The sequence below is a fragment of the Rhodococcus sp. NPDC127593 genome (assembly GCF_042671975.1).
Taxonomy (GTDB): Bacteria; Actinomycetota; Actinomycetes; order Mycobacteriales; family Mycobacteriaceae; genus Rhodococcus_F.
Genome location: NZ_JBHXWI010000011.1, coordinates 124,683 through 148,786, shown reverse-complemented (window position 1 = coordinate 148,786; position 24,104 = coordinate 124,683). Strand labels below are relative to the sequence as shown.

General features: G+C 67.8%; 27 protein-coding genes, 4 tRNA genes and 1 pseudogene. 20 read left to right on the top strand and 12 right to left on the bottom strand.

Translation table 11 applies throughout. The annotated features are described in order from the left end of the window. Positions 1-77: 77 nt before the first annotated feature. From menE to ACFVJ3_RS12750, 7 genes are all read right to left on the bottom strand, one after another. A complete protein-coding gene (gene menE, locus ACFVJ3_RS12780; RefSeq protein ID WP_378452384.1) occupies positions 78-1,223 on the bottom strand; it encodes an o-succinylbenzoate--CoA ligase in 1,146 nt (381 codons plus the stop codon). Positions 1,224-1,251: 28 nt separating this feature from the next. Next, positions 1,252-1,551: a DUF3349 domain-containing protein gene (locus tag ACFVJ3_RS12775; RefSeq protein WP_005252058.1), complete on the bottom strand. Its 300-nt coding sequence runs from the start codon at positions 1,549-1,551 to the stop codon at positions 1,252-1,254. A 2-nt stretch (positions 1,552-1,553) separates the two neighbouring features. Further along, positions 1,554-1,907, bottom strand: coding sequence for a DUF3349 domain-containing protein (locus ACFVJ3_RS12770; protein WP_378452383.1), 354 nt, complete (start codon positions 1,905-1,907; stop codon positions 1,554-1,556). Positions 1,908-1,952: 45 nt separating this feature from the next. Then, entirely contained in the window at positions 1,953-2,219 is a 267-nt protein-coding gene (locus tag ACFVJ3_RS12765) for a hypothetical protein (protein ID WP_378452382.1), read from the bottom strand. Positions 2,220-2,229: 10 nt separating this feature from the next. Next, positions 2,230-3,438, bottom strand: coding sequence for an anion permease (locus ACFVJ3_RS12760; RefSeq protein WP_378452381.1), 1,209 nt, complete (start codon positions 3,436-3,438; stop codon positions 2,230-2,232). Positions 3,439-3,517: 79 nt separating this feature from the next. Beyond that, positions 3,518-3,913, bottom strand: coding sequence for a VOC family protein (locus tag ACFVJ3_RS12755; protein ID WP_378452380.1), 396 nt, complete (start codon positions 3,911-3,913; stop codon positions 3,518-3,520). A gap of 3 nt (positions 3,914-3,916) precedes the next feature. After that, on the bottom strand, positions 3,917-4,366 hold the full coding sequence (locus ACFVJ3_RS12750) for a hypothetical protein (protein WP_037233459.1): 450 nt from the start codon (positions 4,364-4,366) through the stop codon (positions 3,917-3,919). Between the two features lie 93 nt (positions 4,367-4,459). On the opposite strand from ACFVJ3_RS12750, the gene ACFVJ3_RS12745 reads away from it, so the two are divergent. Next, positions 4,460-6,847 carry an arylsulfatase gene (locus ACFVJ3_RS12745; RefSeq protein WP_378452379.1) on the top strand — a complete coding sequence of 796 codons (2,388 nt, stop codon included), beginning with the start codon at positions 4,460-4,462 and terminating at the stop codon, positions 6,845-6,847. A 31-nt stretch (positions 6,848-6,878) separates the two neighbouring features. Here the strand turns inward: ACFVJ3_RS12745 and ACFVJ3_RS12740 are convergent, their stop codons facing one another. After that, positions 6,879-7,796 carry a 1,4-dihydroxy-2-naphthoyl-CoA synthase gene (locus ACFVJ3_RS12740; protein WP_378452378.1) on the bottom strand — a complete coding sequence of 306 codons (918 nt, stop codon included), beginning with the start codon at positions 7,794-7,796 and terminating at the stop codon, positions 6,879-6,881. Between the two features lie 73 nt (positions 7,797-7,869). On the opposite strand from ACFVJ3_RS12740, the gene ACFVJ3_RS12735 reads away from it, so the two are divergent. From ACFVJ3_RS12735 to ACFVJ3_RS12725, 3 genes are read left to right on the top strand one after another with little or no spacing between them, the layout of a single operon-like run. Next, entirely contained in the window at positions 7,870-8,523 is a 654-nt protein-coding gene (locus tag ACFVJ3_RS12735; protein ID WP_378452377.1) for a PaaI family thioesterase, read from the top strand. A 4-nt stretch (positions 8,524-8,527) separates the two neighbouring features. Next, positions 8,528-9,529 (top strand): o-succinylbenzoate synthase, encoded by a 1,002-nt coding sequence (locus ACFVJ3_RS12730; protein ID WP_378452376.1) that lies wholly within the window; start codon positions 8,528-8,530, stop codon positions 9,527-9,529. Between the two features lie 45 nt (positions 9,530-9,574). Continuing rightward, complete coding sequence (locus tag ACFVJ3_RS12725; protein WP_378452375.1) at positions 9,575-10,021, top strand: DUF6918 family protein; 447 nt, start codon at positions 9,575-9,577, stop codon at positions 10,019-10,021. A 54-nt stretch (positions 10,022-10,075) separates the two neighbouring features. On the opposite strand, the gene ACFVJ3_RS12720 is transcribed toward ACFVJ3_RS12725, so the two are convergent. Together ACFVJ3_RS12720 and ACFVJ3_RS12715 are read right to left on the bottom strand one after the other, a co-directional pair. Beyond that, positions 10,076-10,903, bottom strand: coding sequence for a siderophore-interacting protein (locus ACFVJ3_RS12720; protein ID WP_378452374.1), 828 nt, complete (start codon positions 10,901-10,903; stop codon positions 10,076-10,078). 64 nt (positions 10,904-10,967) lie between these two features. Further along, positions 10,968-11,564: a flavin reductase family protein gene (locus ACFVJ3_RS12715; protein WP_378452373.1), complete on the bottom strand. Its 597-nt coding sequence runs from the start codon at positions 11,562-11,564 to the stop codon at positions 10,968-10,970. Between the two features lie 93 nt (positions 11,565-11,657). Here ACFVJ3_RS12715 and menD point away from each other — a divergent pair, with 93 nt between their 5' ends. The 5 genes from menD (at position 11,658) to ACFVJ3_RS12690 (ending at position 17,132) form a co-directional block, all read left to right on the top strand. Further along, positions 11,658-13,283, top strand: coding sequence for a 2-succinyl-5-enolpyruvyl-6-hydroxy-3-cyclohexene-1-carboxylic-acid synthase (menD, locus tag ACFVJ3_RS12710; RefSeq protein WP_378452372.1), 1,626 nt, complete (start codon positions 11,658-11,660; stop codon positions 13,281-13,283). Continuing rightward, positions 13,280-13,720, top strand: coding sequence for a DUF3592 domain-containing protein (locus ACFVJ3_RS12705; protein WP_378452371.1), 441 nt, complete (start codon positions 13,280-13,282; stop codon positions 13,718-13,720). Before menD ends, ACFVJ3_RS12705 begins: the two co-directional genes overlap by 4 nt. Before the next feature lie 72 nt (positions 13,721-13,792). After that, a complete protein-coding gene (locus ACFVJ3_RS12700; protein ID WP_378452370.1) occupies positions 13,793-14,938 on the top strand; it encodes a glycosyltransferase family 4 protein in 1,146 nt (381 codons plus the stop codon). Positions 14,939-14,994: 56 nt separating this feature from the next. Beyond that, on the top strand, positions 14,995-16,371 hold the full coding sequence (locus ACFVJ3_RS12695) for an NAD-dependent succinate-semialdehyde dehydrogenase (protein ID WP_378452369.1): 1,377 nt from the start codon (positions 14,995-14,997) through the stop codon (positions 16,369-16,371). A 62-nt stretch (positions 16,372-16,433) separates the two neighbouring features. Next, a complete protein-coding gene (locus ACFVJ3_RS12690; RefSeq protein ID WP_378452368.1) occupies positions 16,434-17,132 on the top strand; it encodes a demethylmenaquinone methyltransferase in 699 nt (232 codons plus the stop codon). A 3-nt stretch (positions 17,133-17,135) separates the two neighbouring features. Here ACFVJ3_RS12690 and ACFVJ3_RS12685 read toward each other — a convergent pair whose 3' ends face one another. Further along, positions 17,136-18,398 carry a geranylgeranyl reductase family protein gene (locus ACFVJ3_RS12685; RefSeq protein ID WP_378452367.1) on the bottom strand — a complete coding sequence of 421 codons (1,263 nt, stop codon included), beginning with the start codon at positions 18,396-18,398 and terminating at the stop codon, positions 17,136-17,138. Between the two features lie 129 nt (positions 18,399-18,527). On the opposite strand from ACFVJ3_RS12685, the gene ACFVJ3_RS12680 reads away from it, so the two are divergent. Both ACFVJ3_RS12680 and htpX read left to right on the top strand, forming a co-directional pair. Beyond that, positions 18,528-19,583: a polyprenyl synthetase family protein gene (locus ACFVJ3_RS12680; RefSeq protein ID WP_378452366.1), complete on the top strand. Its 1,056-nt coding sequence runs from the start codon at positions 18,528-18,530 to the stop codon at positions 19,581-19,583. Positions 19,584-19,725: 142 nt separating this feature from the next. After that, a complete protein-coding gene (htpX, locus tag ACFVJ3_RS12675) occupies positions 19,726-20,586 on the top strand; it encodes a zinc metalloprotease HtpX (protein ID WP_378452365.1) in 861 nt (286 codons plus the stop codon). Between the two features lie 68 nt (positions 20,587-20,654). On the opposite strand, the gene ACFVJ3_RS12670 is transcribed toward htpX, so the two are convergent. Continuing rightward, positions 20,655-21,146: a YajQ family cyclic di-GMP-binding protein gene (locus tag ACFVJ3_RS12670; protein WP_005252088.1), complete on the bottom strand. Its 492-nt coding sequence runs from the start codon at positions 21,144-21,146 to the stop codon at positions 20,655-20,657. Between the two features lie 198 nt (positions 21,147-21,344). On the opposite strand from ACFVJ3_RS12670, the gene ACFVJ3_RS12665 reads away from it, so the two are divergent. From ACFVJ3_RS12665 to ACFVJ3_RS12625, 9 genes and pseudogenes are all read left to right on the top strand, one after another. Further along, positions 21,345-21,427, top strand: a tRNA-Tyr gene (locus tag ACFVJ3_RS12665). A 215-nt stretch (positions 21,428-21,642) separates the two neighbouring features. Continuing rightward, positions 21,643-21,715 (top strand) — tRNA-Thr (locus tag ACFVJ3_RS12660). A gap of 45 nt (positions 21,716-21,760) precedes the next feature. After that, positions 21,761-21,833 (top strand) — tRNA-Met (locus ACFVJ3_RS12655). A gap of 61 nt (positions 21,834-21,894) precedes the next feature. Then, complete coding sequence (gene rpmG, locus ACFVJ3_RS12650; RefSeq protein ID WP_005252089.1) at positions 21,895-22,062, top strand: 50S ribosomal protein L33; 168 nt, start codon at positions 21,895-21,897, stop codon at positions 22,060-22,062. An 89-nt stretch (positions 22,063-22,151) separates the two neighbouring features. Further along, positions 22,152-22,715: a (3R)-hydroxyacyl-ACP dehydratase subunit HadA gene (gene hadA / locus ACFVJ3_RS12645; RefSeq protein ID WP_009474668.1), complete on the top strand. Its 564-nt coding sequence runs from the start codon at positions 22,152-22,154 to the stop codon at positions 22,713-22,715. Next, a complete protein-coding gene (gene hadB / locus ACFVJ3_RS12640; protein WP_378452364.1) occupies positions 22,702-23,127 on the top strand; it encodes a (3R)-hydroxyacyl-ACP dehydratase subunit HadB in 426 nt (141 codons plus the stop codon). The genes hadA and hadB overlap by 14 nt, the downstream gene beginning before the upstream one ends. Positions 23,128-23,311: 184 nt before the next feature. Next, a tRNA-Trp gene (locus ACFVJ3_RS12635) sits at positions 23,312-23,384 on the top strand. Positions 23,385-23,415: 31 nt separating this feature from the next. Then, positions 23,416-23,865, top strand: coding sequence for a preprotein translocase subunit SecE (gene secE / locus ACFVJ3_RS12630; RefSeq protein ID WP_378452363.1), 450 nt, complete (start codon positions 23,416-23,418; stop codon positions 23,863-23,865). A 58-nt stretch (positions 23,866-23,923) separates the two neighbouring features. Then, a pseudogene (locus tag ACFVJ3_RS12625) lies at positions 23,924-24,104 on the top strand (transcription termination/antitermination protein NusG); the annotation flags it as partial.

Sequence of the window (24,104 nt, the reverse complement as noted above, 5' to 3'; positions counted from 1 at the left end):
CACCGAATGGCTGGAATCACACGCAATTGCACGGGAATCTGGCGAATCGGTGTGCAACTACGCAGACGGGCGAACCGCTAGCCGAACCGCGATTCCAGCGCTCGCCGGTCGATCTTCCCCGGACCTCTGAGGGGGAGGGCGTCGACGAGGTGCAGTTCGCGTGGGGCGGCGGTGGGGTCGAGGGTGCGTTCGACGAAGGAGCGGAGTTCGGCGAGTGTCGGTTCGGTGCCGGGCTCGGCGACGACGACGGCGGTGACGCGGCGCCCCAGTCGCTCGTCGGGGAGGCCGATCACCGCGCATTCCCGGACCGCGGGGTGCGCGACGAGGGCCGCCTCGACCACTTGCGGGACGACGGTGAGACCGCCGGTGGAGATGGCCTCGTCGAGCCTGCCGGAGATGCTGAGGACGCCGTCGGTGACGGCGCCCGCGTCGTCGGTGCGGAACCAGCCGGGTTCGGCGAACGCCGGATGGTCGGGGAGGCCGCGGTAACCGGACGCGAGCATGGGCCCACCGAGGAGGACGCGGCCGTCACCGTCGATCCGCACCCGGACGCCGTCGAGGGGCACCCCGTCGTACACGCATCCACCGCACGTCTCGCTCATTCCATACGTGCGGACGACGGTGATGCCGGCGTCGACGGCGCGCCGCAGGACCGGGGCGGGGGTCGCGGCGCCGCCGAGGAGGACGGCGTCGAGTGCGGCCAGTGCCGCCACCGCGTCGGGGTGGTCGAGGGCCTTGACCAGCTGGGTCGGAACGAGCGAGGTGTAGCGGCGGGGACCGCTCATCGACGCGACTGCGGCGGGCAGCGCACCGGGGTCGAAGCCGTCGGTCACGTCGATCACCACCGGCTCGGTGCCCGCGAGGACACTGCGCAGCAACACCTGCATGCCTGCGATGTGGTGGGCGGGAAGCGTCAGCAGCCAGGCGCCCGGACCGCCGAGGCGCGCGTGTGTCGCGTCACCGCTGGCACGGAGGGCGGCCGCGGAGAGCATGGCCCCCTTCGGCACTCCGGTCGTGCCGGACGTCGCGACCACGAGTGCGACACCCTCGTCGATCGGCTCCCCGGGGCGCAGTGCGTCCGTCAGTCGGCGGGTCTCCCGCTCGTCAGCGGCGGGGACGGGGAGCGCGGCGGGGGCGGTTCCGTCGAGGATCGCCGACAGCTGCGGCAGGATGTCGAGAACCCCGGCGCCCGACGGGACGGGCAGGACCTGCAGTTCGCTCACTGGGCCGGCCCGGCAAGCGGCCATCGCATCACTGGGCTGGCCCGGCAAGCGGCCAGCCGCCTGCGGCGAGGTTGCTGCGCACCCGGTCGACGTCCGACTCGAGCGGCAACTCGTCGGTGACCTTGGTGATGAGCACCTGGATGTCGGTCTTCTCGATGGGAAGGTCGCCCTCCTCGACGAGGGCGTCGGCGACGGCGTCCACCTCGTCTTCCGACAGACGGCGGGTGAGCAGCGCGAACAACGGAATGTAGTCCTGCTCGGGCACGCCGTTCGGGTAGCCGGCTCGCAGCCAGCCGATGATGGAGGAGAGAAACGGTGGAAGGCTCATGGCTAGCCTGCGTCGCGGATTTCTTCCGTGTCGCCGGAACCTTCGCCGCATTCGGCGTCGGGTCCGACCGGCCACCCTCCGGCCTCGAGGTTCTCCGTCACCCGGGCGACGTCGTCCTCGGAGGGTTCCTCGTGGGTGATCTCGCTGATGAGGCGGCGGATGTTGTCGTAGTCGACGTGGCGTTCGGGTGTCTCGTGGGCCATCTCGATGGACAGCGCGACGACCTGTTCGATCTCGTCGTCGGTGAGACGGCGACGCAGCACGGCCAGCAGCGCGAAATGGTCCTTAGCCGGGATTCCCTCGGGGTACCCGGCGCGTAGCCAGTCGAGCACGGAGCGAAGTGAATTCGTGGGCACGCGTTCGGCCTCTTTCGTCGATGGAACGGGACTCGTGGTCGCCGCTCAGAAGATGTGGATACCGAAGCTGCCGGCCAAAAAGCCCTGCATCAAGAGAAGTATCCCAGTGATGATCGCGATCAGCACCACGGCGAAGCAGGCCCAGGCGCCGATCCGGCCGGCGACGGTCGGCTGCGAGACTCCCTCACCGGTGTCCGTGCCGCCGAGCGACCGCAGGCCGAGCGCGAAAATCGCGGGTAGGCCGGCACCGAACAGCAGACCGACGAGGATGACCTGCCAGAGCGAGTGGATGGTGGTGGTCAGCAATGTCATGGCGAGCCCCTCAGCGGTTCGTGGCGGGACCGGCGGAGTCCGCGGTCTCGGCCACTCCCGGCTCGGTGGGTTCGGCGGGAACGTGGGCCTCGCCCGACTCCCACTCGGCGTTCACGTTGCCGGACGTCACCGGCTGCAGGCGGGAGCGCAGGTACATGAACCCGGCGAGCACGATCAGGGCGGCGAACACGACGAGAACACCGGGCAGACCGCCGATCACGTGCGCGATGACCCAGCACACGGCTCCCACGATCGCCGCGGACGGCAGTGTGACCAGCCATGCGACTGCCATGCGTCCGGCGATGCCCCAGCGAACCTCGGCGCCCTTGCGGCCGAGCCCGGTGCCGAGGATGGAACCGGTCGCGACGTGTGTCGTGGACAGCGGCAGTCCCAGGTGGCTGGACGTCAGGATGATGGCGGCGGACGAAGACTCCGCGGCCATGCCCTGGGGAGCGGCGATCTCGACGAGTCCCTTGCCGAGCGTGCGGATGATGCGCCAGCCGCCGAGATAGGTGCCGAGCGCGATGGCGATCGCACAACTGAGCTTCACCCAGAACGGCATTTCGTCGTCGGCGGACAGGGATCCGTGTGCGACGAGTGCGAGGAAGATCACGCCCATCGTCTTCTGGGCGTCGTTCGTTCCGTGGGCCAGCGACACCAGGGACGCGGAACCGATCTGACCGATGCGGAATCCGTGTTCCTTGGTGTCCTCCGGCACGCCGGAGGTGATCCGGTAGACCAGCTTGGTGCCCGCGGTGGCGACCAGTGCTGCGACCACGGGGGCGAGGACGGCGGGAACGACGACCTTGCTGAGCACGCCACCCCACTCGACACCGCTCATGCCGATGGACGCGATGGCGGCACCGATCAGTCCGCCGAACAGTGCGTGGGAAGAGCTCGACGGCAGGCCGAGCAGCCACGTCGCCAGATTCCAGATGATGCCGCCGACCAGGCCGGCGAACACGATGAGCAGCAGATCCTCGCCGCCCACTTCTCCCAGGTTCACCACGCCCTTGGCGACAGTCGCCGCAACCTCCACGGACAGGAACGCGCCGACCAGATTCAACGATGCGGAGAGCGCGACAGCGGCCTTGGGTCGCAGAGCTCCCGTCGCGATCGAGGTGGCCATTGCATTGCCGGTGTCGTGAAAGCCGTTCGTGAAGTCGAATGCGAGGGCGGTGACGACTACCACCAGGAGAACTACGAGCTCTGCGGTCACACCCAGATTGTGCGGATTTCAACCGAAAATGTACAGCTGACGTCCGGTGTACAGAATCACTCCTGCGTATGGCCTCCCGTCAGTTCTCACCCTTCGGCCGGAGGTCGCGGCGGATGGGGTGATCCTCCGGGATCTGCACCAGAACGATCGGGATTCCGTCGGGGTCCGCGATCCACATCTCGAACAGCCCCCACGGTTCCTGCCGGGCCTCGCGGTCGATCTTCACCCCGGCGAGAACCAGCTCGGTCTGGACTGCGGTGAGATCGCGAACCTGCAGCCACAGGGCGCCGTCGAAGGAGGACGACTCGCCGGTTCCACCGTGCGCGGCAACCTCGATCAGGCCCTGACCGGCGAAGAACACCGTGCCCCCGGGGTATTCGCGAGCGGTGGCGAGCCCGAGGATGTCGCGGTAGAAGCTCAGCGTCGTCGTGTAGTCGCGCGGCCGCAGAATCGTCCTGCTGCTGAGGATCTCCACCCGTCACCCTCCTTCGCCGGGCCGGGCTTCGTGTCCCGTCCGGCCGTGTGTGCGTCGATCTTCCTTCATCTCCGCCTCGAACAGGTGCCGCCGTCCGTCGGCGAGTTCGTGACGTGCGCCACGTTCGTGCTCGCGCAGCGGCGACCAGTAGTGGTCGTCGAACTCCTCGACGAGCTGGAACGTCCACCGGCCCTCGACGACGTTGCGGCCCACGAGCTCGGACTGCACCCGGTCCGCGACGGCCGCGTGTCCGGCGTCCCGCAGCGCGTCGACGGCTTCACCGAGCTGAAGATCGGCGTGTCCGATCAGCTGATGGAACGAGTAGAGGTGCCCGCGGGCACGCTCGACCGTTTCGAGGGCCTCCGACAACTTTCCGAGCGCGGCGACGGTGTCGTCACTCACTCCGGGCGGACGACGATGTTCCGGTGCGGGGAGCTCGCGGTCGATGCTCATGTGGGTCAGTGTGCCCGAATCGGAGACGCCGCGTGCCCTCTCCTGCCGAGGCGACGAATCCGCCCGCGTATTTCACCCTCCGAGGGTCTACTCGTGCGTGACCGCCCGGTGCTGGACTGGATCGACAGCGTCGGACGACGAGGGGACTGGGCCATGAGTTCGAGCGTGACAGGCGAGCCGATGCCGGGCGGCGAATCGTTACCATTTCCGCCGACGCCGTCGGGAAGCATCGCCGGCCGGACGATGCAGGAGTCGGTGTACAGCCCCCATCCGAAGAAGCGGAGGCTCCCCGACGACGCCCCGAACGTTCTGATCGTCCTCATCGACGACGCCGGGCCGGGTCTGCCGAGCGGCCTCGGCGGTGAGGTGAACACCCCGACGCTCGACGCGATGTTGCAGGACGGTGTCGGGTACAACCGATTCCATACGACCGCAATGTGTTCGCCGACCCGGGCGTCGCTGCTGACCGGCCGCAACCACCATCGCGTGGGGAACGGGCAGATCGCCGAGCTGGCCAACGACTGGGACGGCTACTCCGGCCACATCCCCCGGTCGAGTGCGACGGGGCCCGAGGTCCTGCGCCAGTACGGGTACAGCACTGCCGCATTCGGGAAATGGCACAACACGCCGGCCGAGGAGACCACCGCCGCCGGTCCGTTCGACAACTGGCCGACGGGTCTCGGGTTCGAGTACTTCTACGGATTCCTCGCCGGCGAGGCGTCGCAGTACGAGCCGAACCTGGTGCGTAACACGACGGTGGTGCTGCCCCCGAAGACCCCGGAGCAGGGGTACCACCTCAGTGAGGATCTCGCGGACGACGCCATCGGCTGGCTGCGCAGGCACAAGGCGTTCGACGCCGACAAGCCGTTCTTCATGTACTGGGCCAGCGGTTGCCTGCACGGACCGCACCACATCATGAAACCGTGGGCCGACAAGTACGCCCGGAAGTTCGACGACGGCTGGGATGCCTACCGGGAGCGGGTCTTCGCGAGGGCGAAGGAGAAGGGCTGGATTCCCCCCGAAGCGGAGCTGACCGACCGCGATCCGACGATGGCCGCGTGGGACGACATTCCCGAGGACGAGAAGCCCTTCCAGCGTCGGCTGATGGAGGTCGCGGCCGGGTACGCCGAGCACTGTGACGTCCAGGTGGGCAGGCTGTTCGACGAGCTGGACCGTTTGGGGTACCGGGACGACACGCTGATCCTGTACATCTGGGGCGACAACGGCTCGTCCGGTGAGGGGCAGAACGGCACGATCAGTGAACTGTTGGCGCAGAACGGCATTCCCACGACACCGGCGCAGCACATCGCGGCCCTCGAACAACTCGGTGGTCTCGACGTCCTGGGGTCGCCGAAGACCGACAACATGTATCACGCGGGCTGGGCGTGGGCGGGCAGCGCGCCGTACAAGGGAATGAAGCTATTGGCGTCCCATCTCGGTGGCACCCGCAACCCGATGGTCGTGCGGTGGCCGGCGAAGGTGACCCCCGACCCGACACCCCGCACGCATTTTCTGCACTGCAACGACGTGATGCCGACGCTGTACGACATCGTCGGGATCACCCCGCCGCGGACGGTGAACGGTGTTCCGCAGGACCCGGTAGACGGCGCCAGCTTCGCGCAGACGCTCGTCGAACCCGGCGCGACAGGGGGAAAGCTCACCCAGTACTTCGAGATCATGGGCAGCCGGGCGATCTACCACGACGGCTGGATGGCGTCCGCGTTCGGGCCACGCGCACCCTGGGCGGCGGGTGTGCCCGGTGGCATCCGCGACTGGAGCCCGGACGACGACGTGTGGGAGCTCTACAACCTGGACGAGGACTGGACCCAGAACCGGGACCTCGCCGAGCAGCATCCGCAGAAGCTGGCGCAACTGCGGGAACTGTTCGCGATCGAGGCCGCGAAGAACAATGCGCTCCCGGTCGGCGGCGGGCTGTGGGTCATCGCACTGCATCCCGAACAGCGGATCACGACGCCGTACACGAGCTGGGAGTTCTCCGGCGACACGATCCGCATGCCCGAGTTCTGCGCTCCCGCGCTGGGCAACAAGAACAACCGGGTCACCCTCGACCTCTCGGCGCCGGAGAATCCGAGCGGAGTGCTCTACGCACTGGGAAGCAACGCCGGCGGACTCACGTGCTTCGTCGACGACGGCTACCTCTGTTTCGAGTACAACCTGTTCATCCTGATGCGCACCAAGATTCGTTCGACCGTGCCGATCCCGCCGGGCACCCGCACGGTGCAGGTGGTCACGGAGTTCGTCGAGGCGCGGCCCGGCGGCCCGCTGAACGTGAAGCTCTGTGTCGACGGCAGTGTCGTCGGGGAGGGGCAGGTGCCGGTGAGCGTGCCGTTGCTGTTCACAGCCAACGACTGTCTCGACGTCGGCACCTGCCTCGGTTCCCCGGTGTCGCTGGACTACTACGACCGGGCGCCGTTCCCGTTCAACGGCACCATCGACCGCATGGCGGTCGAGTACACGTAGGGGACCTCAGAAGTACGGGATGCGGGCCGCGTCAGAAATACCAGGGGTACGGCGTCCAGTCGGGTTCGCGCTTCTCGAGGAAGGAATCGCGGCCCTCGACGGCTTCGTCCGTCATGTACGCCATGCGGGTTGCCTCGCCGGCGAACAGCTGCTGACCGACGAGACCGTCGTCCTGCAGGTTGAACGCGTACTTGAGCATGCGCTGCGCCTGCGGGGACTTGCCGTTGATCTTGGTGGCCCAGTCGATCGCGACGTCCTCGAGTTCGGCGTGGTCGACGACCTTGTTGACGGCGCCCATCTGGTGCATCTCCTCCGCGGTGTACGTCTCACCGAGGAAGAAGATCTCGCGGGCGAACTTCTGGCCGACCATCTTGGCGAGGTAGGCGCTGCCGTATCCGCCGTCGAAGCTGCCGACGTCGGCGTCGGTCTGCTTGAAACGGGCGTGTTCGCGGCTGGCGAGCGTCAGGTCGCACACCACGTGCAGGCTGTGACCGCCGCCCGCGGCCCAGCCGTTGACGAGGCAGATGACGACCTTCGGCATGAACCGGATCAGCCGCTGGACCTCGAGAATGTGGAGACGTCCGGCGCGGGCCTTGTCGACGGTGTCCGCGGTTTCGCCGGCGCGGCCGGTGGTCGCATCCTGCTCGGTGTACTGGTATCCGCTGCGTCCGCGGATGCGCTGGTCGCCGCCGGAGCAGAACGCCCAGCCCTCGTCCTTGGGGCTCGGACCGTTGCCGGTGAGCAGCACGGCGCCCACGTCGGACGTCATCCGGGCGTGGTCGAGCGCCTGGTACAACTCGTCGACGGTGTGCGGGCGGAAGGCGTTGCGCACTTCGGGACGGTCGAACGCCACCCGGACGATTCCCTGGGTGACATGCCGGTGGTAGGTGATGTCGGTCAGGTTCTCGAAACCGGGAACCGGTCGCCAGTGCTGCGGGTTGAAAGTCACGGCTCCGAGGTTATCGGGTGCCGTCGGCGGGTGTCCGCGCGCGCACGGGTTTGCCCGGGTTTACCGTGCAGGTATGAGCGAACAGGCTGCCGACGTCACCCGTCTCGACGGCAAGGGCGACGACGAGTACGAGCACCACGGCGGGTTCCCCAAGTACGAGCCGGTGACACCCGGTCCGGACTGGGCGCGGTTCGTCGAGGGAATGCGCACGTTGCAGGACCTCGCGGTGTCGGTCGACGCCCCGGACGACGTGCTCACGCAGGCCGCGGACCAGGTGGAGAAGCTGGCCGAACTGCTCGGACCGCACGTCGTTCCCGAGGGGCGGTCGCCGGCGGGCCGCACGATCGAGTTGCCGGGCCGGGGGAGTCTCCTCATGCCGCCGTGGACCATCGAGAAGTTCGGGCCTGACGGGGTGCGCAGCGTGGGCATGTTCCGGCGCTACCACCTCGGTGGCAACGGCGCCGCGCACGGCGGCACGCTGCCGCTGCTGTTCGACGACCTGATGGGCATGATCGTCCACGCGTACGGTCGGCCCATCAGTCGCACCGCCTACCTGCACGTGAACTATCGCGCGATCACCCCGCTCGACACGCGTCTGACCGTCGAGGGCAGCGTCGACCGCGTGGAGGGGCGCAAGACGTTCATCACCGCACGGTTGATGCAGGACGACACGTTGCTCGCCGACTGCGAGGCCCTCATGCTCCAGTTGCTGCCCGGGCAGCCCTGACCCCGTGACATCCCTGCCCTCCGTGGAGGAGGTCCTGGCCGACGCCGTCGTGGTGAGTCTGCCCATGCGCATGCGGTTCCGCGGCATCACGACGCGAGAAGCGTTGCTGCTGCGCGGTCCCGCAGGGTGGGGCGAGTTCGCGCCGTTCCCCGAGTACGCGGACGACGAGGCGGCGCACTGGTTGCAGTCGGCGATCGAGGACGCCTGGCTGGGGCCGCCGCCCGCGGTGCGCACGCAGGTGCCGATCAACGCCACCGTCCCTGCCGTCGACGCCGCCCGGGTGCCCGCCGTGCTCGACCGTTACCCCGGGGCGCGGACCGCGAAAGTGAAAGTGGCCGAACGTGGTCAGACCCTCGACGACGACGTCGCGCGGGTGCGGGCGGTCCGCGCACTCGTTCCGAACGTGCGCGTCGACGCGAACGGGGGATGGTCGGTCGACGAGGCCGAGACCGCGCTGCGGGCACTGACCGCGGACGGTCCGCTCGAATACGCCGAGCAGCCGTGCGCGAGTGTGCCCGAATTGGTGGAGGTCCGCAGGCGGATGCCCGACGTGCGCGTGGCCGCCGACGAAAGCATCCGGCGCGCCGAGGATCCGCTGAAGGTCGTGCGGGCAGGCGGTGCCGATGTGGCCGTCGTGAAGGTCGCCCCGCTCGGGGGGATGCGGCGGCTGCTGTCGCTCGCGGACGAGTTGTCGTCGTACGGTGTGCCGGTGGTCGTGTCGAGCGCCTTGGACACCGCTGTCGGCATCGCCGCCGGTGTCGCCGCTGCCGCAGCCCTCACCGAATTGCAGTTCGCGTGCGGCCTGGGTACCGGGGGACTCTTCGAGGCGGACGTGGCCCGTGCCCGCGAACCCGTCGACGGCGAGCTCACCGTCGAAGCGGTGGTACCCGACGTCGAACGCGTCGCGGCTCTCGCCGCGTCCGCGGAGCGTTCACGCTGGTGGATCGAGCGGACGCGCCGGTGCCATGGCCTGCTCGAACAACGCGGAGTCCGGTTTTTCGTATAGTGTCTGGCCGGACCTGATCGCTCAGTCAATACGGAGGCATTGAAAGTGGTTGCAGCTCTGAACGAAACCCTGCTCGACGAGTCGCGCGTTCCTGCGGTCATCGCAGACGTCCAGGCTCTCATCGACGCGGAGGTTTCGGACAAGTCGGGGGCCTCGGGACTGGCACTCAAGGGTGGATACGGCGCCGTCAAGAAGGTGGGACCGTCGATCGTGCCGGACGCCATCGAGGGCCTGCTGCCGGCATTCGTCGCCAAGCTCGAGCCGTACTGGCAGGCCTTCACCGTCAGTGGTGAGGCCGGATTCTCCGAGTACCTGGTCGCGCGTAGCGACGAGGTCTCGGACTCGCTCCTCGGTGTGACCGACGAGCGTATCGAGGGCAGCGACCGCGGTGCTGTCAAGAAGGTGTACTCGTCGCTGCGTCCGTCGGCGAAGAAGAATGTGATCGAGGCACTTCCGCGTCTGGGCGCCCTCGTTCAGAAGCACGCCAACTGAGAACCCAGGTGAGTGGCACGGCGCGCCCAGGCGTGCCGTGCCACTCACCTGTGGTCAGTTGGCAGCGTGGCCGTGGCGCCAGTACCCGGTGAACGAGATGTTCGACTTCGGGATGCTGCGCTCGTTCACGAGGTGGCGGCGCAACGCCGTCGTCAACTCGCTCTCGCCGGCGACGAACGTATAGGACGGCCCGGTCGGCAGTTCCGCCTGTTTCACCGTGTTCAACGCGAGCACTCCCGGACGGGCATCGGCGTCCTCGCGCACCAGCCAGTGCACGTTCACGCCGTCACCCACCGAAACATCTTGCGCGTCTTCGGCATCGGGAATCTCGACGAACACTTCGGCCCGCAGGTCCCGCGGTGCCGATCGCAGGATCCCGACGATTGCGGGAAGGGCGCTCTCGTCACCGACCAGCAGCTGCCACTCGGCGTCCGGCGTCGGGTTGTAGATCAGGCCCTCGTCGAGGATCGCCACCTCGTCACCGGCCGCAGCCGCGTCCGCCCACGCCGATGCGGGACCGAGGTCACCGTGCGAGGCGAAGTCGATGTCGATCTCGGTGGTGTCGCCGAACGTTCCCGATCCCGCCACGCGGATCTCGCGGATCGTGTAGTTGCGCACGACCGGCCGGGTGTCCTTGGACATCAGCTTGTACTGGGCGTACCAGAGGTTGCTCGCGCTGGTCGGAAGCCGCAGCGTGCTCTGTCCCCGCTGGGGGATGAACATCCGGAACCACTGGTCGAACCCCATCGGGCTGACGGAGTCGAGTTCTTCGCCCGCGATCGTGACGCGGACGAAGTTCGGGCTGATCTGCTTGCCCGCGACGACTCGAGCGGACGCGATCCGGCGACTCTGAGGTTTGACGAACTTGCTGCGTTGAGCCATGGCGTTTGGTTACTCCCCCGGGTAGCGGTGCGATTTTGTCAGGTAAGCCTAACCAATCGATCTGTTATTCGGGGCGACGAGGGCGGTCGCGCATCACGACCTTCGGCGGCAGGCCCCACTCGTTGCGGCCGAGGCGGCTGAGCGGGGCGAGTTCCGCGAAGTCCGGAAGTCCGTCGTCGGCGAGCGCCTCGGGCCGCACCGCGACCGTGACGACGTCGCCCATCACCACGAACGAGTCACCGACAGGTATCACCTGGTGCAGGGTGCATTCGATGGCGACCGGCGAACCCGCGACCCGGACGGGACGGACCCGCTCGCTGGGTTCGGTGTCGATGCCCAGCGCGGCGAACTCGTCGACGTCGCTGTCGTACGTGGCGGAACTGGCGTTGACCGTCGACATCAGCGGCTCCGTCGCCAGGTTGATCACGAACTCTCCCGTCGCCTCGATGTTGCGGAGACTGTCCTTGCGGGTGACCGAGGTGAACTGCACCACCGGCGGGTGGGTGCTGGACACCGAGAAGAAGCTGTACGGGGCCAGGTTGGCCACCCCGTCCGCCGAGACGGTGGACACCCACGCGATCGGCCGGGGCACGATCGAAGCGGTCAGCACCTGATACATGCGGTGTGGGGGAAGCTCGGCGGGATCGAAGAGAGTGCGCATGCGTTCATGGTGTCAGCGCCCGCGATGTGGCCGTGAACTCACCCGGCGAGGTCGCCGGACAGGGTTGCCGGAGTATCTGACACTCTTGATGTCGTGAACCCGTCCACTGCACAAGCCACCGCGGTCGTCGACGAACTGGTCCGCGGGGGAGTACGCGAGGTCGTGCTCTGCCCGGGTTCGCGCAACGCGCCGCTGGCGTTCGCCCTGCAGGCCGCCGATCTCGAGGGCCGGCTGCGTCTACACATGCGCATCGACGAACGCACCGCGGGATTCCTCGCGCTCGGCCTGGCCGTGGCCGGCAAGCGCCCCGTCCCGATCGTCATGACGTCCGGCACCGCGGTCGCCAATCTCGGACCCGCGGTCCTCGAGGCGAACTACGCCCGGGTGCCGCTCGTGGTGCTCAGCGCCAACCGTCCGTACGAGATGCTCGGCACGGGCGCCAACCAGACCATCGAGCAACTCGGACTGTTCGGCAGCCAGGTGCGCGCGACCATCAGCCTGGGCCTGGCCGAGGACGACGCCCGGCAGAACAGCCAGTGGCGTTCGGCCGTGTGCCGGGTCCTCGCCGCGGCGCGCGGCACGAGGTCGGGCAACGCCGGTCCCGTGCACTTCGACATCCCGCTCCGGGAACCGCTCGTTCCCGACGTCCACGCGCAGGGTCCGGTCCCGCAGGGACGGCCGGGTGGGGCGGCGTGGACCACCACCCAGCACGCGACGCTCGACGTGCCGATGGACCTCGACATCACCCCCGACACCATCGTGATCTCCGGGCACGGGTCTGCGCTCCGGTCGGAACTCGCCGGACTGCCGACGGTCGCCGAGCCGACCGCGCCACTGCACGGCATTCCGGTGCATCCGATGGCGCTGCCGCAGCTCAAACCGCGGCAGGCCGTCATCACCGGACGCCCCACGCTCCACCGGTCCGTGTCGAAGGTCCTCGCCGATCCGGCGGTGGCCGTCTACGCGCTTACCACCGGCCCCCGCTGGCCCGACGTGTCCGGCAACGTGCTGGCCACCGGCACCCGCGCCGTCGTGTCCGGTGAGCCCGACCGGGCGTGGATCAACCGGTGCCGCACGCTGTCCGAACACACCGACAAGGCGGTGCGCGCGCAACTCGCCGCCCACCCGAAGTCGACGGGGCTGCACGTGGCGGCCGCCGTCATGGACGCCCTCACCGACGGTGACCAGTTGCTGCTCGGGGCGTCCAACCCCGTGCGTGACGCGGCACTCGTCAGCTATCCCGCACCGAAGATCCGGGTGCTGTCCAACCGGGGTGTCGCCGGCATCGACGGCACCGTGTCCGCGGCCGTCGGGGCGGCCCTGGCCTACGAGGAGGGGCGGACGGTGGCCCTGCTCGGCGACCTCACGTTCCTGCACGACGCGTCCGGGTTGCTCATCGGCTCGGGCGAACCGCGGCCCCGGGACCTGACGATCGTGGTCGCCAACGACGACGGTGGCGGCATCTTCGAATTGCTCGAGCAGGGCGATCCGCAGTACGCGGGGGTGTTCGAGCGGGTCTTCGGTACTCCGCACGGTATGGATCTCGCCGCACTGTGCGCCGCCTACCGGGTGGAGCATCATCTGGTGGGTCTGGGTGAGCTGTCGACGCGGCTGAGCGCGCCCGAAGCGCCCGGCGACCGCGGAATCCGGGTGCTCGAGGTGACCACCGAACGTTCCGGGCTGCGCGAACTGCACGCCGCGGTGCGGGCACAACTGTGAATGCGAAAGTGACGCGGCGTGTCCGGCGCGGGGTGTTGGTGACGGCGATCGGCATCTCGATCCTGGCCGTGCTCCTCGTCCTGGCCGCCTGGCGCAACGACCACACGATCCAATCCGACCGGGGCGTGGCTACCGCAGAGGTGCTGTCGGCGGGGTCGCTGCGGTCGGCCATCAGCTTCGTCACGCCGGACGGGGTGACGCACAACCCCGAACTCGGCGTGCTGTACCCGACCAAGCTCACGGTGGGGCAGCGGATCGACGTCGAGTACGCGCGCAGCGACCCCGACCTGGTGCGGGTGTCCGGCCGCGACGCCAGCGTGGCCGTCGTCCCCGCTGGTTCGCTGATCGTCGTGACCTGGCTGATCGCGGGACCGGTGATCTGGTACCTGCGGCGGCGGGAGAATTCGGCAGAGCCCTCGCCGGCAGTGTCATCCTGAGTTTCCCGGAACTTCGCGCGACCGTCACGTCGATCTCGCTGCTGTGACTACGAGCACTGCCACGCTGAGCGCGTGAGAGTAGCCATCGTCGCGGAATCGTTTCTTCCCAACATGAACGGTGTGACCAACTCGGTGCTGCGGGTCCTCGACCACCTCCAGCGCACCGGACACCAGGCGATGGTCGTCGCCCCGGACACGGTGGGATCGCAGACGTCCGCGCCGACCGAACACGACGGCGTGCCCGTCCACCGGGTGCCCGCGGTGATGGTGCCGAAGGTCAGCTCGCTCCCGGTGGGTCTGCCGCAGCCCGGACTCACCGCCGCGCTGCGGGCGTTCGACCCCGACGTCGTGCATCTGGCGTCACCGTTCCTCCTCGGTGCCGGCGGGCTCGGTGCGGCCCACCGGCTCGACGTCCCCACGGTCGCGGTGTACCAGACGGACGTGGCGGGTTTCGCCGAGAGCTACGGCCTCGGCATCACCAGCCGCGCGGCGTGGGCCTGGACGCGTCGCATCCACAGAGGCTGCACCCGCACCCTCGCGCCGTCCACGTCGGCGGTCGAGGCACTCGCCGAGCAGAGGATTCCGAGGGTCCACCGCTGGGCCCGCGGCGTGGAGACCACCCGATTCGCGCCGTCCCGCCGCAGCACCGCTTTGCGGGACTCCTGGCTGGGCGGCTCGGACCGGCTGGTCGTCGGATTCGTGGGCAGGCTCGCACCCGAGAAGCACGTCGAGCGGCTGGCCGCACTCGCAGACGACCAGCGGGTCCGGCTGGTGATCGTCGGCGACGGCCCGGAGCGCGCCCGCCTGCACCGGTTGATGCCCGATGCGGTGTTCACCGGCCAACTCGGCGGTGTGGAGCTCGCGGAGGCCTACGCGAGCCTGGACGTCTTCGTCCACCCGGGCGAGCACGAGACGTTCTGCCAGGCGGTACAGGAGGCGCTGTCCAGCGGGGTGCCGGTGATCGGACCGGATGCCGGCGGACCGCGCGATCTGGTCGCGCACTGCCGCAACGGCTACCTGCTCCCGGTCGACCGGTTCGGCGAACTGCTGCCGAGCGCCGTCGACGCACTGCGCGACCGCCGCATGCGGGCCCGCTTCGGGGAGGCAGCCCGGCAGTCGGTGCTGCACCGCACGTGGCCCGCGATCTGCGACGAGCTGCTGGGCCACTACGCGGCGGTTGTGGGCGGGCAGGACTTTCGCGAGTCCCGAGCGGCCTGACCACCGGATCGATACCGGTGGGGAATTCGAGAGGCCGTCTCGTGGTTGCCCGGAGTATGGCGAAGTACAAGACTGTCAATCCCGCGACCGGTGAAACCGTCCGGGAATTCACGACCTTGGACGATGCAGGTGTGGAGTCGGCGCTCTCCCGCGCCCACAGCGGATATCTCGACTGGCGGACGACCCCCGCCGAGGAACGCGCCCGGATTCTGGGCCGAACCGCCGATCTCTACGCGGAGCGTGAAGACGAACTGGCGCGGATGATCGCCCTCGAGATGGGCAAACCCGTCCGGGAGGCCAAAGGCGAAGTCAAGCTTTCCTCGGCGATCTACCGCTACTACGCGGACAACGGCCCCGCACTGCTCGAGGCGGAACGACTCGACGTGCCGGGCGCGGACGAATCCGTGGTCTACCGCAGGCCGATCGGTGCGCTCGTCGGCGTGATGCCGTGGAACTACCCGTACTACCAGGTCGCCCGTTTCGCGGCGCCGAACCTCATGCTCGGCAACACCGTGCTGCTCAAGCACGCCCCGAACTGTCCGCAGTCGGCGCTGCTGATGGAGGAGATCTTCCGGCAGGCCGGTCTCCCCGAGGATGCGTACATCAACGTGTTCGCCACCAACGAGCAGATCGCCGACATGATCGCGGATCCGCGTGTCCAGGGTGTCTCCCTCACCGGCAGCGAGCGGGCCGGGACCAGCGTCGCCGAGACGGCGGGCCGCAACCTCAAGAAGGTGGTGCTCGAACTCGGCGGGTCCGACGTGTTCGTCGTCCTCGACACCAACGATATGGACGCCACGGTCAAGACCGCGACCCGTGCCCGCCTGTCCAACGCGGGCCAGGCTTGCAACTCGCCCAAGCGATTCATCGTGACCGAGCCGAACTACGACGAGTTCGTCTCGAAGCTCGCCGAGTCGTTCAAGGCCACCCCGACCGGCGATCCGCTCGACGCGAAGACCGTCCTCGGGCCGCTGTCCTCGCAGAGCGCCGCGGATTCGCTGATCGAGCAGATCGAGGACGCCATCGCCAAGGGCGCGACGCTCCTCGCCGGCGGGAAGAAGATCGACGGCCCCGGCTCGTACGTCGAACCGACTCTGCTCGTCGACGTGACCCCCGAGATGCGGGCGTACAGCGAGGAACTGTTCGGCCCGGTCGGCGTCGTCTACAAGGTCGCCACCGCCGACGAAGCCGTGGAACTCGCCAACTCCTCCTCCTACGGTCTCAGCGGTTCGGTGTGGAGCACCGACCTCGACGGGGCACGTGAGGTCGCCGACCGGCTCGACGTCGGCATGGCCTTCGTCAACGAACACGGCACGACGCTTCCCGGGTTGCCGTTCGGTGGCGTCAAGCGCTCCGGCGTGGGCCGCGAACTCGGTCCGTGGGGGATGGACGAATTTGTCAACAAGAAGCTGGTGCGGGTCTCCAAGAAGTGACCGCCACGCCACCGCGCCCGGCGCCGACATCGGCGGCGGGCGCGGTTGGTAGCGTTTCGGGCGTGGCAACTACACACGGTTCGCGGGCGTCGCTCGAAAAGGATCCGCACGAGGTCGCGTCGATGTTCGACGGCGTCGCGAAGCGCTACGACCTCACCAACACGGTCCTGTCGTTCGGTCAGGACCGCAGTTGGCGCAAGGCGACGCGCTCGGCCCTGGCACTGAAGCCGGGGGAGCGCGTTCTCGACCTCGCGGCGGGAACCGGCGTGTCGACCGTCGAACTCGGACGGTCGGGTGCGTGGTGTGTGGCCACCGACTTCTCCAAGGGGATGCTGCAGGCCGGCAGTGGACGCCACGTCCCGATGGTCGCGGGCGACGCGATGCACCTGCCCTACGCCGACGCCGCGTTCGACGCCGCGACCATCTCCTTCGGACTGCGCAACGTCTCCGACTTCGACGCCGGTCTCCGCGAGATCGCCCGCGTCACCAAGCCCGGCGGCCGCCTCGTCGTGAGCGAGTTCTCGACCCCGGTGTTCGGGCCGTTCCGCACGGTTTACATGGAGTACCTGATGAAGGCGCTGCCGCGGGTCGCGCGCGCCGTCAGCAGTAACCCCGACGCCTACGTGTACCTCGCGGAGTCGATCCGCGCCTGGCCGACCCAGCAGGAACTCGCGCTGCGCATCGAGGCCGCCGGGTGGCGGAACGTGCAGTGGCGCAACCTCACCGGCGGTGTGGTGGCCCTGCACCGCGCCACCCGCTGAACGTCAGCCGAACAGCGGTCGCGAGTCGACCTTCTGCGACAGCAGCCCGGATGCCCGCCACGCGCGGGCGGTGAGGTCGCTGTCTTCCTCGGTGACGAGGTTGCCCATGACCCGGACCGCGACGGTCATCAGCGCCCGGGACCGCATCGCCACCGGACCGGAGGTGGGCAGAACCCGGGGGACGGTCAGCAGTCCGGCGAGTCGCCGCGCCACGGAGAACGCCCGGCCGTACCGCTCCCGGAGAATCGAGGGCCACAGCTCCGTCAGGTCGTCGGCGTCGAGGATCTCCGCGATCAGGCGTCCGCCTTCGAGCCCGTAGTCGATGCCCTCGCCGTTCAGCGGATTCACGCACGCCGCCGCGTCGCCGATGATCGCCCAGTTCCGGCCTGCGATGTGGGACACCGCACCGCCCATCGGCAGCAACGCCGACGCCACCGCGCGCAGCTCGCCGTCCCAGTTCCACTCGTCGCGGCGCTGTGCCGTGTACAGGTCGAGCAGCGGTCGCAGCGCACCCGGGGCCGGACGTTTGGCGGTGGCGAGGGTGCCGACGCCGATGTTCACCTCTCCGGTGCCGAGGGGGAACACCCAGCCGTAGCCCGACTGCAGCGTCCCCGCATCGTCCCGCAGTTCGAGGTGCGAGGTGATCCACGGGTCGGCGCTGCGATCGGTGGCGATGTAGGCGCGGGCGGCCACACCGTAGGCCGTGTCCCGGTGCCATTCGCGACCCAGCTGCTTGCCCAGCGTGGACCGGACGCCGTCGGCGACGATCAGCGTCCGGCAGCCGATGGTATGGGTTCCGTCGGAGGTCTTCAGGGTCACCGCCGTCACCCGGTCGCCGTCCCGTTCGACCCCGATCGCCTTGGCACCCTGCACCATGACGGCTCCGGCGTCGACGGCGGTGGCGCGGATCCTGTCGTCCAGTTCGGTGCGGGCCACCGCGCTGCCGACGGCCGGGAACGACCTGCCCGGCCACTCGAGTTCGAGCTCGTGGCCGAACCCGCTGAGCCTCAGCCCGCGGTTGGTCCCCTTCGACCGCACCCAGTCGCCGAGACCGAGATGGTCGAGTTCGGCGACGGCACGCGGGGTGAGTCCGTCGCCACACGTCTTGTCGCGGGGGAACACCGCCGCGTCGGCGAGGACCACGTCACGTCCCGCGCGCGCCGCCCACGCGGCAGCCGAGGAACCGGCCGGACCAGCACCGATGACCAGGACATCGGTGGCGGTGGGATGCGGGGATCCCGCGGGGGACTGTTCTGCTGCGACCACACCTACATCCTGTCAGGCTTCGCTATGCGACCGCGGCGAGGCCGACGGGCGGTGGAACCGCTAGGTTCACTACCGTGGTAGCCGAGCCGCCACCGACGGCGCGGGAACCGAGCCGTCACTGACGACAGGATGGGTACTGAGAACGTGAGCACCGAGGGCGCAGCACACACCGCTGCCGACGCTGTAGTGGGCACTACGGTCGCCGGGATCGATCTCGGCGACCCGCAGCTCGCTGCCACGGTCCGTGAAGGACTGAAGCAAGTAGAGGAACTGCTGGTCAGTGAGCTCTCCGACGGGGAGGATTTCCTCACGGAGGCCGCATTGCATCTCGCGAAGGCGGGAGGCAAGCGTTTCCGTCCGCTGTTCACGGTGCTCACCGCCCAGCTCGGACCGAAGGCCTCCGACCCGTCGGTGGTCACGGCGGCCACCGTCGTCGAGCTGGTCCACCTCGCCACGCTCTACCACGACGACGTGATGGACGAGGCGTCGATGCGCCGCGGTGCACCCAGTGCGAACTCGCGGTGGGGCAACAGCGTTGCGATCCTCGCCGGCGACTATCTGTTCGCGCACGCGTCCCGTCTCGTCTCGACCCTCGGTCCCGAGGCGGTGCGCATCATCGCCGAGACGTTCGCCGAACTCGTCACCGGCCAGATGCGCGAGACGATCGGACTTCGCGGCGAACAGGATCCGGTCGAGCACTATCTCAAGGTCGTGTGGGAGAAGACGGGCTCGCTCATCGCGGCGTGCGGGCGCTTCGGCGGCACCTTCTCCGGCGCGGACGCCGACCACGTGAAGCGGCTCGAACGACTCGGCGACGCCGTGGGCACCGCCTTCCAGATCTCCGACGACATCATCGACATCTCCTCGGTGTCCGCGCAGTCCGGCAAGACCCCCGGAACCGACCTGCGCGAGGGTGTCCACACGCTGCCCGTCCTGTACGCGCTGCGCGACGACGGACCCGACGCCGATCGCCTCCGGGTGCTCCTCGACGGACCCGTCACCAACGACGACGACGTCGCGGAGGCGCTCGCGCTCCTCGAACGGTCACCCGGCATGGCCGCCGCCAAGGCCAAGCTGGAGGAGTTCGCGGTCCAGGCACGCGCGCAGCTCGCCGAGCTGCCGCAGGGCCCCGCCAACGACGCCCTCGTGAAGCTCGTCGATTACACGATCGAGCGCGTCGGCTGAGCCGTATCGTCAGTACCTGACTCGTCTTCACCCGATTCTCGTTGTCCGACCGGGAACCGTCCCGCCACCGTGTTTCGTTGAATGATCAAGATCCCGAAACTCGGGCGACCTGATCGGGTGACAACGGCAAGGAAGGCGTGACGTGCGCTACGCAAACGGGGCGAAGACTCTGGTTCTGTTGGTCGGCATGTCGGCGCTGATCGTGTTCATCGGCGCGTTGTTCCGCAACCCCACCATCCTGCTGCTGGCGATCGTGTTCGCGGTGGGAATGAACGCGTACGTGTACTTCAACAGCGACAAGATGGCACTCAAGGCCATGCACGCCCAGCCGATCACCGAGGTGCAGGCGCCGGTCATCTACCGCATCGTCCGGGAACTGGCCACCACCGCGCACCAGCCGATGCCGCGGCTCTACATCAGCCCCACCTCCGCGCCCAACGCTTTCGCCACCGGGCGCAGTCCGCGCCACGCCGCGGTGTGCGTCACGAGCGGCATCCTGCAGATTCTCAACGAACGAGAGTTGCGGGCCGTGCTCGGACACGAGCTGTCGCACGTCTACAACCGCGACATCCTGATTTCCTCCGTCGCCGGCGCCATGGCCGCCGTCGTGTCGGGACTCGCGAACTTCGCCATGTTCGCCAACATGTTCGGCGGGCGCGGCGGGGGACAGGGCGCCAACCCGATCGCGCTGCTCCTGGTGGCGCTGCTCGGGCCCATCGCCGCGACCGTCGTCAAACTCGCGGTGTCGCGGTCCCGGGAGTACCAGGCCGACCAGTCGGGTGCAGAACTCACCGGCGACCCCCTGGCGCTGGCGTCCGCGCTACGGAAGCTGGAGCAGGGCACTCAGGCTGCACCGCTGCCGCCGGAGCCTCAGCTCGCCGCGCAGTCGCATCTGATGATCGCCAACCCGTTCCGCACCGGCGAGAAGATGAGCCGGATGTTCTCCACCCACCCGCCGATGGCCGAGCGGATCGAGCGTCTCGAGCGCATGGCGGGCATGTAGGCGGCTTCGCCGCCCGTGCGCCTTTCTGGTCGTTCCTGCAACCAGAAAGGCGCACGGGTGCGGAGCGCCTACCGGTAGTTCACGAACTGCAGCGCGATCCCGAAGTCCTCGCCCTTCAGCAGGGAGATGACGGCCTGCAGGTCGTCACGCTTCTTGCTGCTCACCCGCAGTTCCTCACCCTGGATCTGCGCCTTGACGCCCTTGGGGCCCTCGTCGCGGATCTTCTTGGTGATCTTCTTGGCGTTCTCCGTGGTGATGCCCTGGACGAGGCTGCCCGACAGCTTGTAGATCTTTCCGGACTGCGCCGGCTCGCCTGCGTCGAACGCCTTCAGGGAGATGTCACGCCGGATCAGTTTCTCCTTGAAGACGTCCAGGGCGGCGAGCAGTCGCTCCTCGGTGTCGGCCGTCAGGGTGATGGTTTCCTCGCCGGACCATTCGATCGATGCTCCCGTGTTCCGGAAGTCGAACCGGGTCGACAGCTCCTTGCCGGCCTGATGCAGGGCGTTGTCCACCTCTTGACGCTCCACCTTGCTCACCACATCGAAGGACGAATCAGCCACTTCACACTCCCGGTTTCGTCTAGTTCTCCCCGCCGCGACCCGGCCGGGCGCCCGCCGAATGCCGGCGAGCAGATTCGACGCTATCGGTTCGCAACCGCCCGTATCCACCCGGTTTGCAAAACGGGGGGCCGTTCGTTGTATTCTTCTTTCCGCAGCGGAGAGCGATTTCGCACAGATTTCGCGCTCCTCGTGCAACCCGGCAGATTGCCCGAGCGGCCAATGGGAGCGGACTGTAAATCCGTCGGCTTATGCCTACGTAGGTTCGAATCCTACATCTGCCACACACAGAACCCCGGTGAGCGACAGCTCACCGGGGTTCTGTCGTTCGGGGACGAGACCGGGTGCCTGGCCGGCGCCCCGACCTTCGTGGGCTGCCCACCCGAACTGTCGGTTGCAGCGACATGCGAAAGCCGGTGACCAGGCAATTTGGTTCTGGACGCGAACTCTGTGTAATCTCGTCAAGGCTTCAGCGCGCAGCGATGTGCGAGCGAAGCACGCCCCCTTAGCTCAGTCGGCAGAGCGTTTCCATGGTAAGGAAAAGGTCAACGGTTCGATTCCGTTAGGGGGCTCGCTGGATTGAAGTGGAGCGCCGAGTGCGCGACACTCGACACCGAGGCGGTGTAGCTCAGTTGGTAGAGCAAACGACTCATAATCGTTGCGTCGCCGGTTCAAGTCCGGTCACCGCTACACAATATGCATGATCCACCCTGATTGCTCGTAATCAGATTCACCCGAAAGAAGGCATCCCGTGGCCTCCTCGACTGACGTTCGGCCCAAGATCACTTTGGCCTGCGAGGTATGCAAGCACCGCAACTACATCACCAAGAAGAATCGGCGCAACGACCCCGATCGCCTGGAGATCAAGAAGTTCTGCCCGAACTGCGGAACTCACCAGTCGCATCGCGAGTCCAAGTAACACGGTCCGGAACTAGGACTGCGCTCGCGAAGGGAGTCCTCTAGGCTGCCCTCACGCGCTGACGTCAAGGGTAGAAGAGGTTCTTTCGCGTGACTGACACTGTGACGGAGACAGAGGCATACGTGCCCGAGGCTGTTCCTGCTGATCCTGCCGCGCACGCACTGGCGATGGTCGGGCACCACTACCGCGTCGACGACTTCTACGAGGTCGGACGCGAGAAGGTGCGCGAGTACGCGCGTGCCGTGCAGGACTGGCATCCCGCTCACCACGACGAGGAAGCTGCGAAAGGCCTCGGCTACGACGGACTCCTCGCTCCTCTGACGTTCATCTCGCTCGTCGGCATCATCGCCCAGGGACGTCTCTTCAAGGAGATCGTCACTGGCTACGATCCGAGTCAGATTCTCCAGACCGACCAGCGGCTCGAGTTCCACAAGCCGATCAAGGTCGGCGACCGTCTGGTCTGTGACGTGTACCTGGAGTCGTTCCGTCAGATGGGCGGCAGCGACATCATCGTCACCAAGAACATCGTCACCGACCAGTACGACGAGCTCGTTCAGACCACATGGACGACGCTCGTCGCGCGCACCGGTGGCGAGGTCGACGAGAACATCGCTCACGCAGTCAAGGACGTGATCATGCATGGCGCTTCGTAAGTTCGAGGACGTCTCGGTGGGGGAAGAACTCCCCGAGCGCATCGTGAAGCTCACGCGTGGCGACCTGGTCAACTACGCGGGCGTGTCCGGCGATCCCAACCCGATCCACTGGAGCGACGGGGTCGTCAAGCTCGCCGGTCTGGACAATGTGATCGCGCACGGAATGCTCACCATGGGTCTCGGCGGCGGCTTCGTCACGTCGTGGCTCGGCGATCCGGGTGCGGTCAAGGAATACAACGTTCGTTTCACGAGCTCGGTCTACGTCCGTGAGGACGAGGCCGCGCAGGTCGAGTACACCGGTAAGGTGAAGTCGCTCGACGAGGAAAGCAAGACAGCAGTAGTCGCGATCGTGGCGCGTTCCGAGGGAAAGAAGATCTTCGGCCGCGCCACCGCAACGGTCCGTCTGGCCTGACAGCCGGGTGGATTGGGTTTGTTCCGGGGCTTTGAAGTACACTGAGATTTCTGGGATTACTCAGCGCTGCGCGCTGCCCTACGGTGCTGTACGGCCGGCAAGGGTGGCGCGCGTGTCATGTAATCACAGAGAGGTCGGTCAAGAATTGGTCCGAGGCTAGTTTCGGACCAGGTCTCCCGACCAAAGGGGCGTAGCTCAACTGGCAGAGCAGCGGTCTCCAAAACCGCAGGTTGCAGGTTCAAGTCCTGTCGCCCCTGCCCCCGGATGCCAGCGACTGAGAGGAACGACGTGAGCGAGGAGCGCGCCAAGCGCGACGGCGACACTTCAGGGTCGACGCGCCCGGACGGTGCCGACGACACCGCGGCCGACGCCACCACGCGTTCCGCCACTCCCTCGGGCAAGCCCAGCGGTAAGCGCCAGGGCCGTCGTTCGCCGGCAGCTGCCGAGGTCGCCGCGAGTTCCGTGAAGTCACCGGAACTGTCGAAGTCGGACACGACCACCAAGGTCAAGCCGGCGAAGAAGGATCGCGCCGACAAACCGCGCAAGGAAAACATCTTCAAGCGCCTGCGCCGGTTCCTCCGCGAGGTCATCGCCGAGCTGCGCAAGGTCATCTGGCCCAATCGCAAGCAGATGATCACCTACACCAGCGTCGTCCTGGTATTCGTGGTGTTCATGGTGACGTTCATCGGCGTGTTGGATCTGGCGGTCATCAAAGGCGTCACCTGGTTGTTCGGTTGACGGAATCCGCCCCGGTGGATCCGAAGTATGTGAGTGACGAGAGGAAGCGAGTGCCCCAGTGAGCACCCCCGAGAACGACACGAATGAGGCTTTGGCCGAAGAGCGTGTTTCTGCCGAGGCGGCAGCCGAAGTGGATGTCGAGGCTGCCGACGAGGGCACCGAAGCCGCGGAAACCGTCGGTGACGACGTTGCCGAGGACTCCCAGGCCGACGAGATAGTCGAGGACGAGACCGCCGACG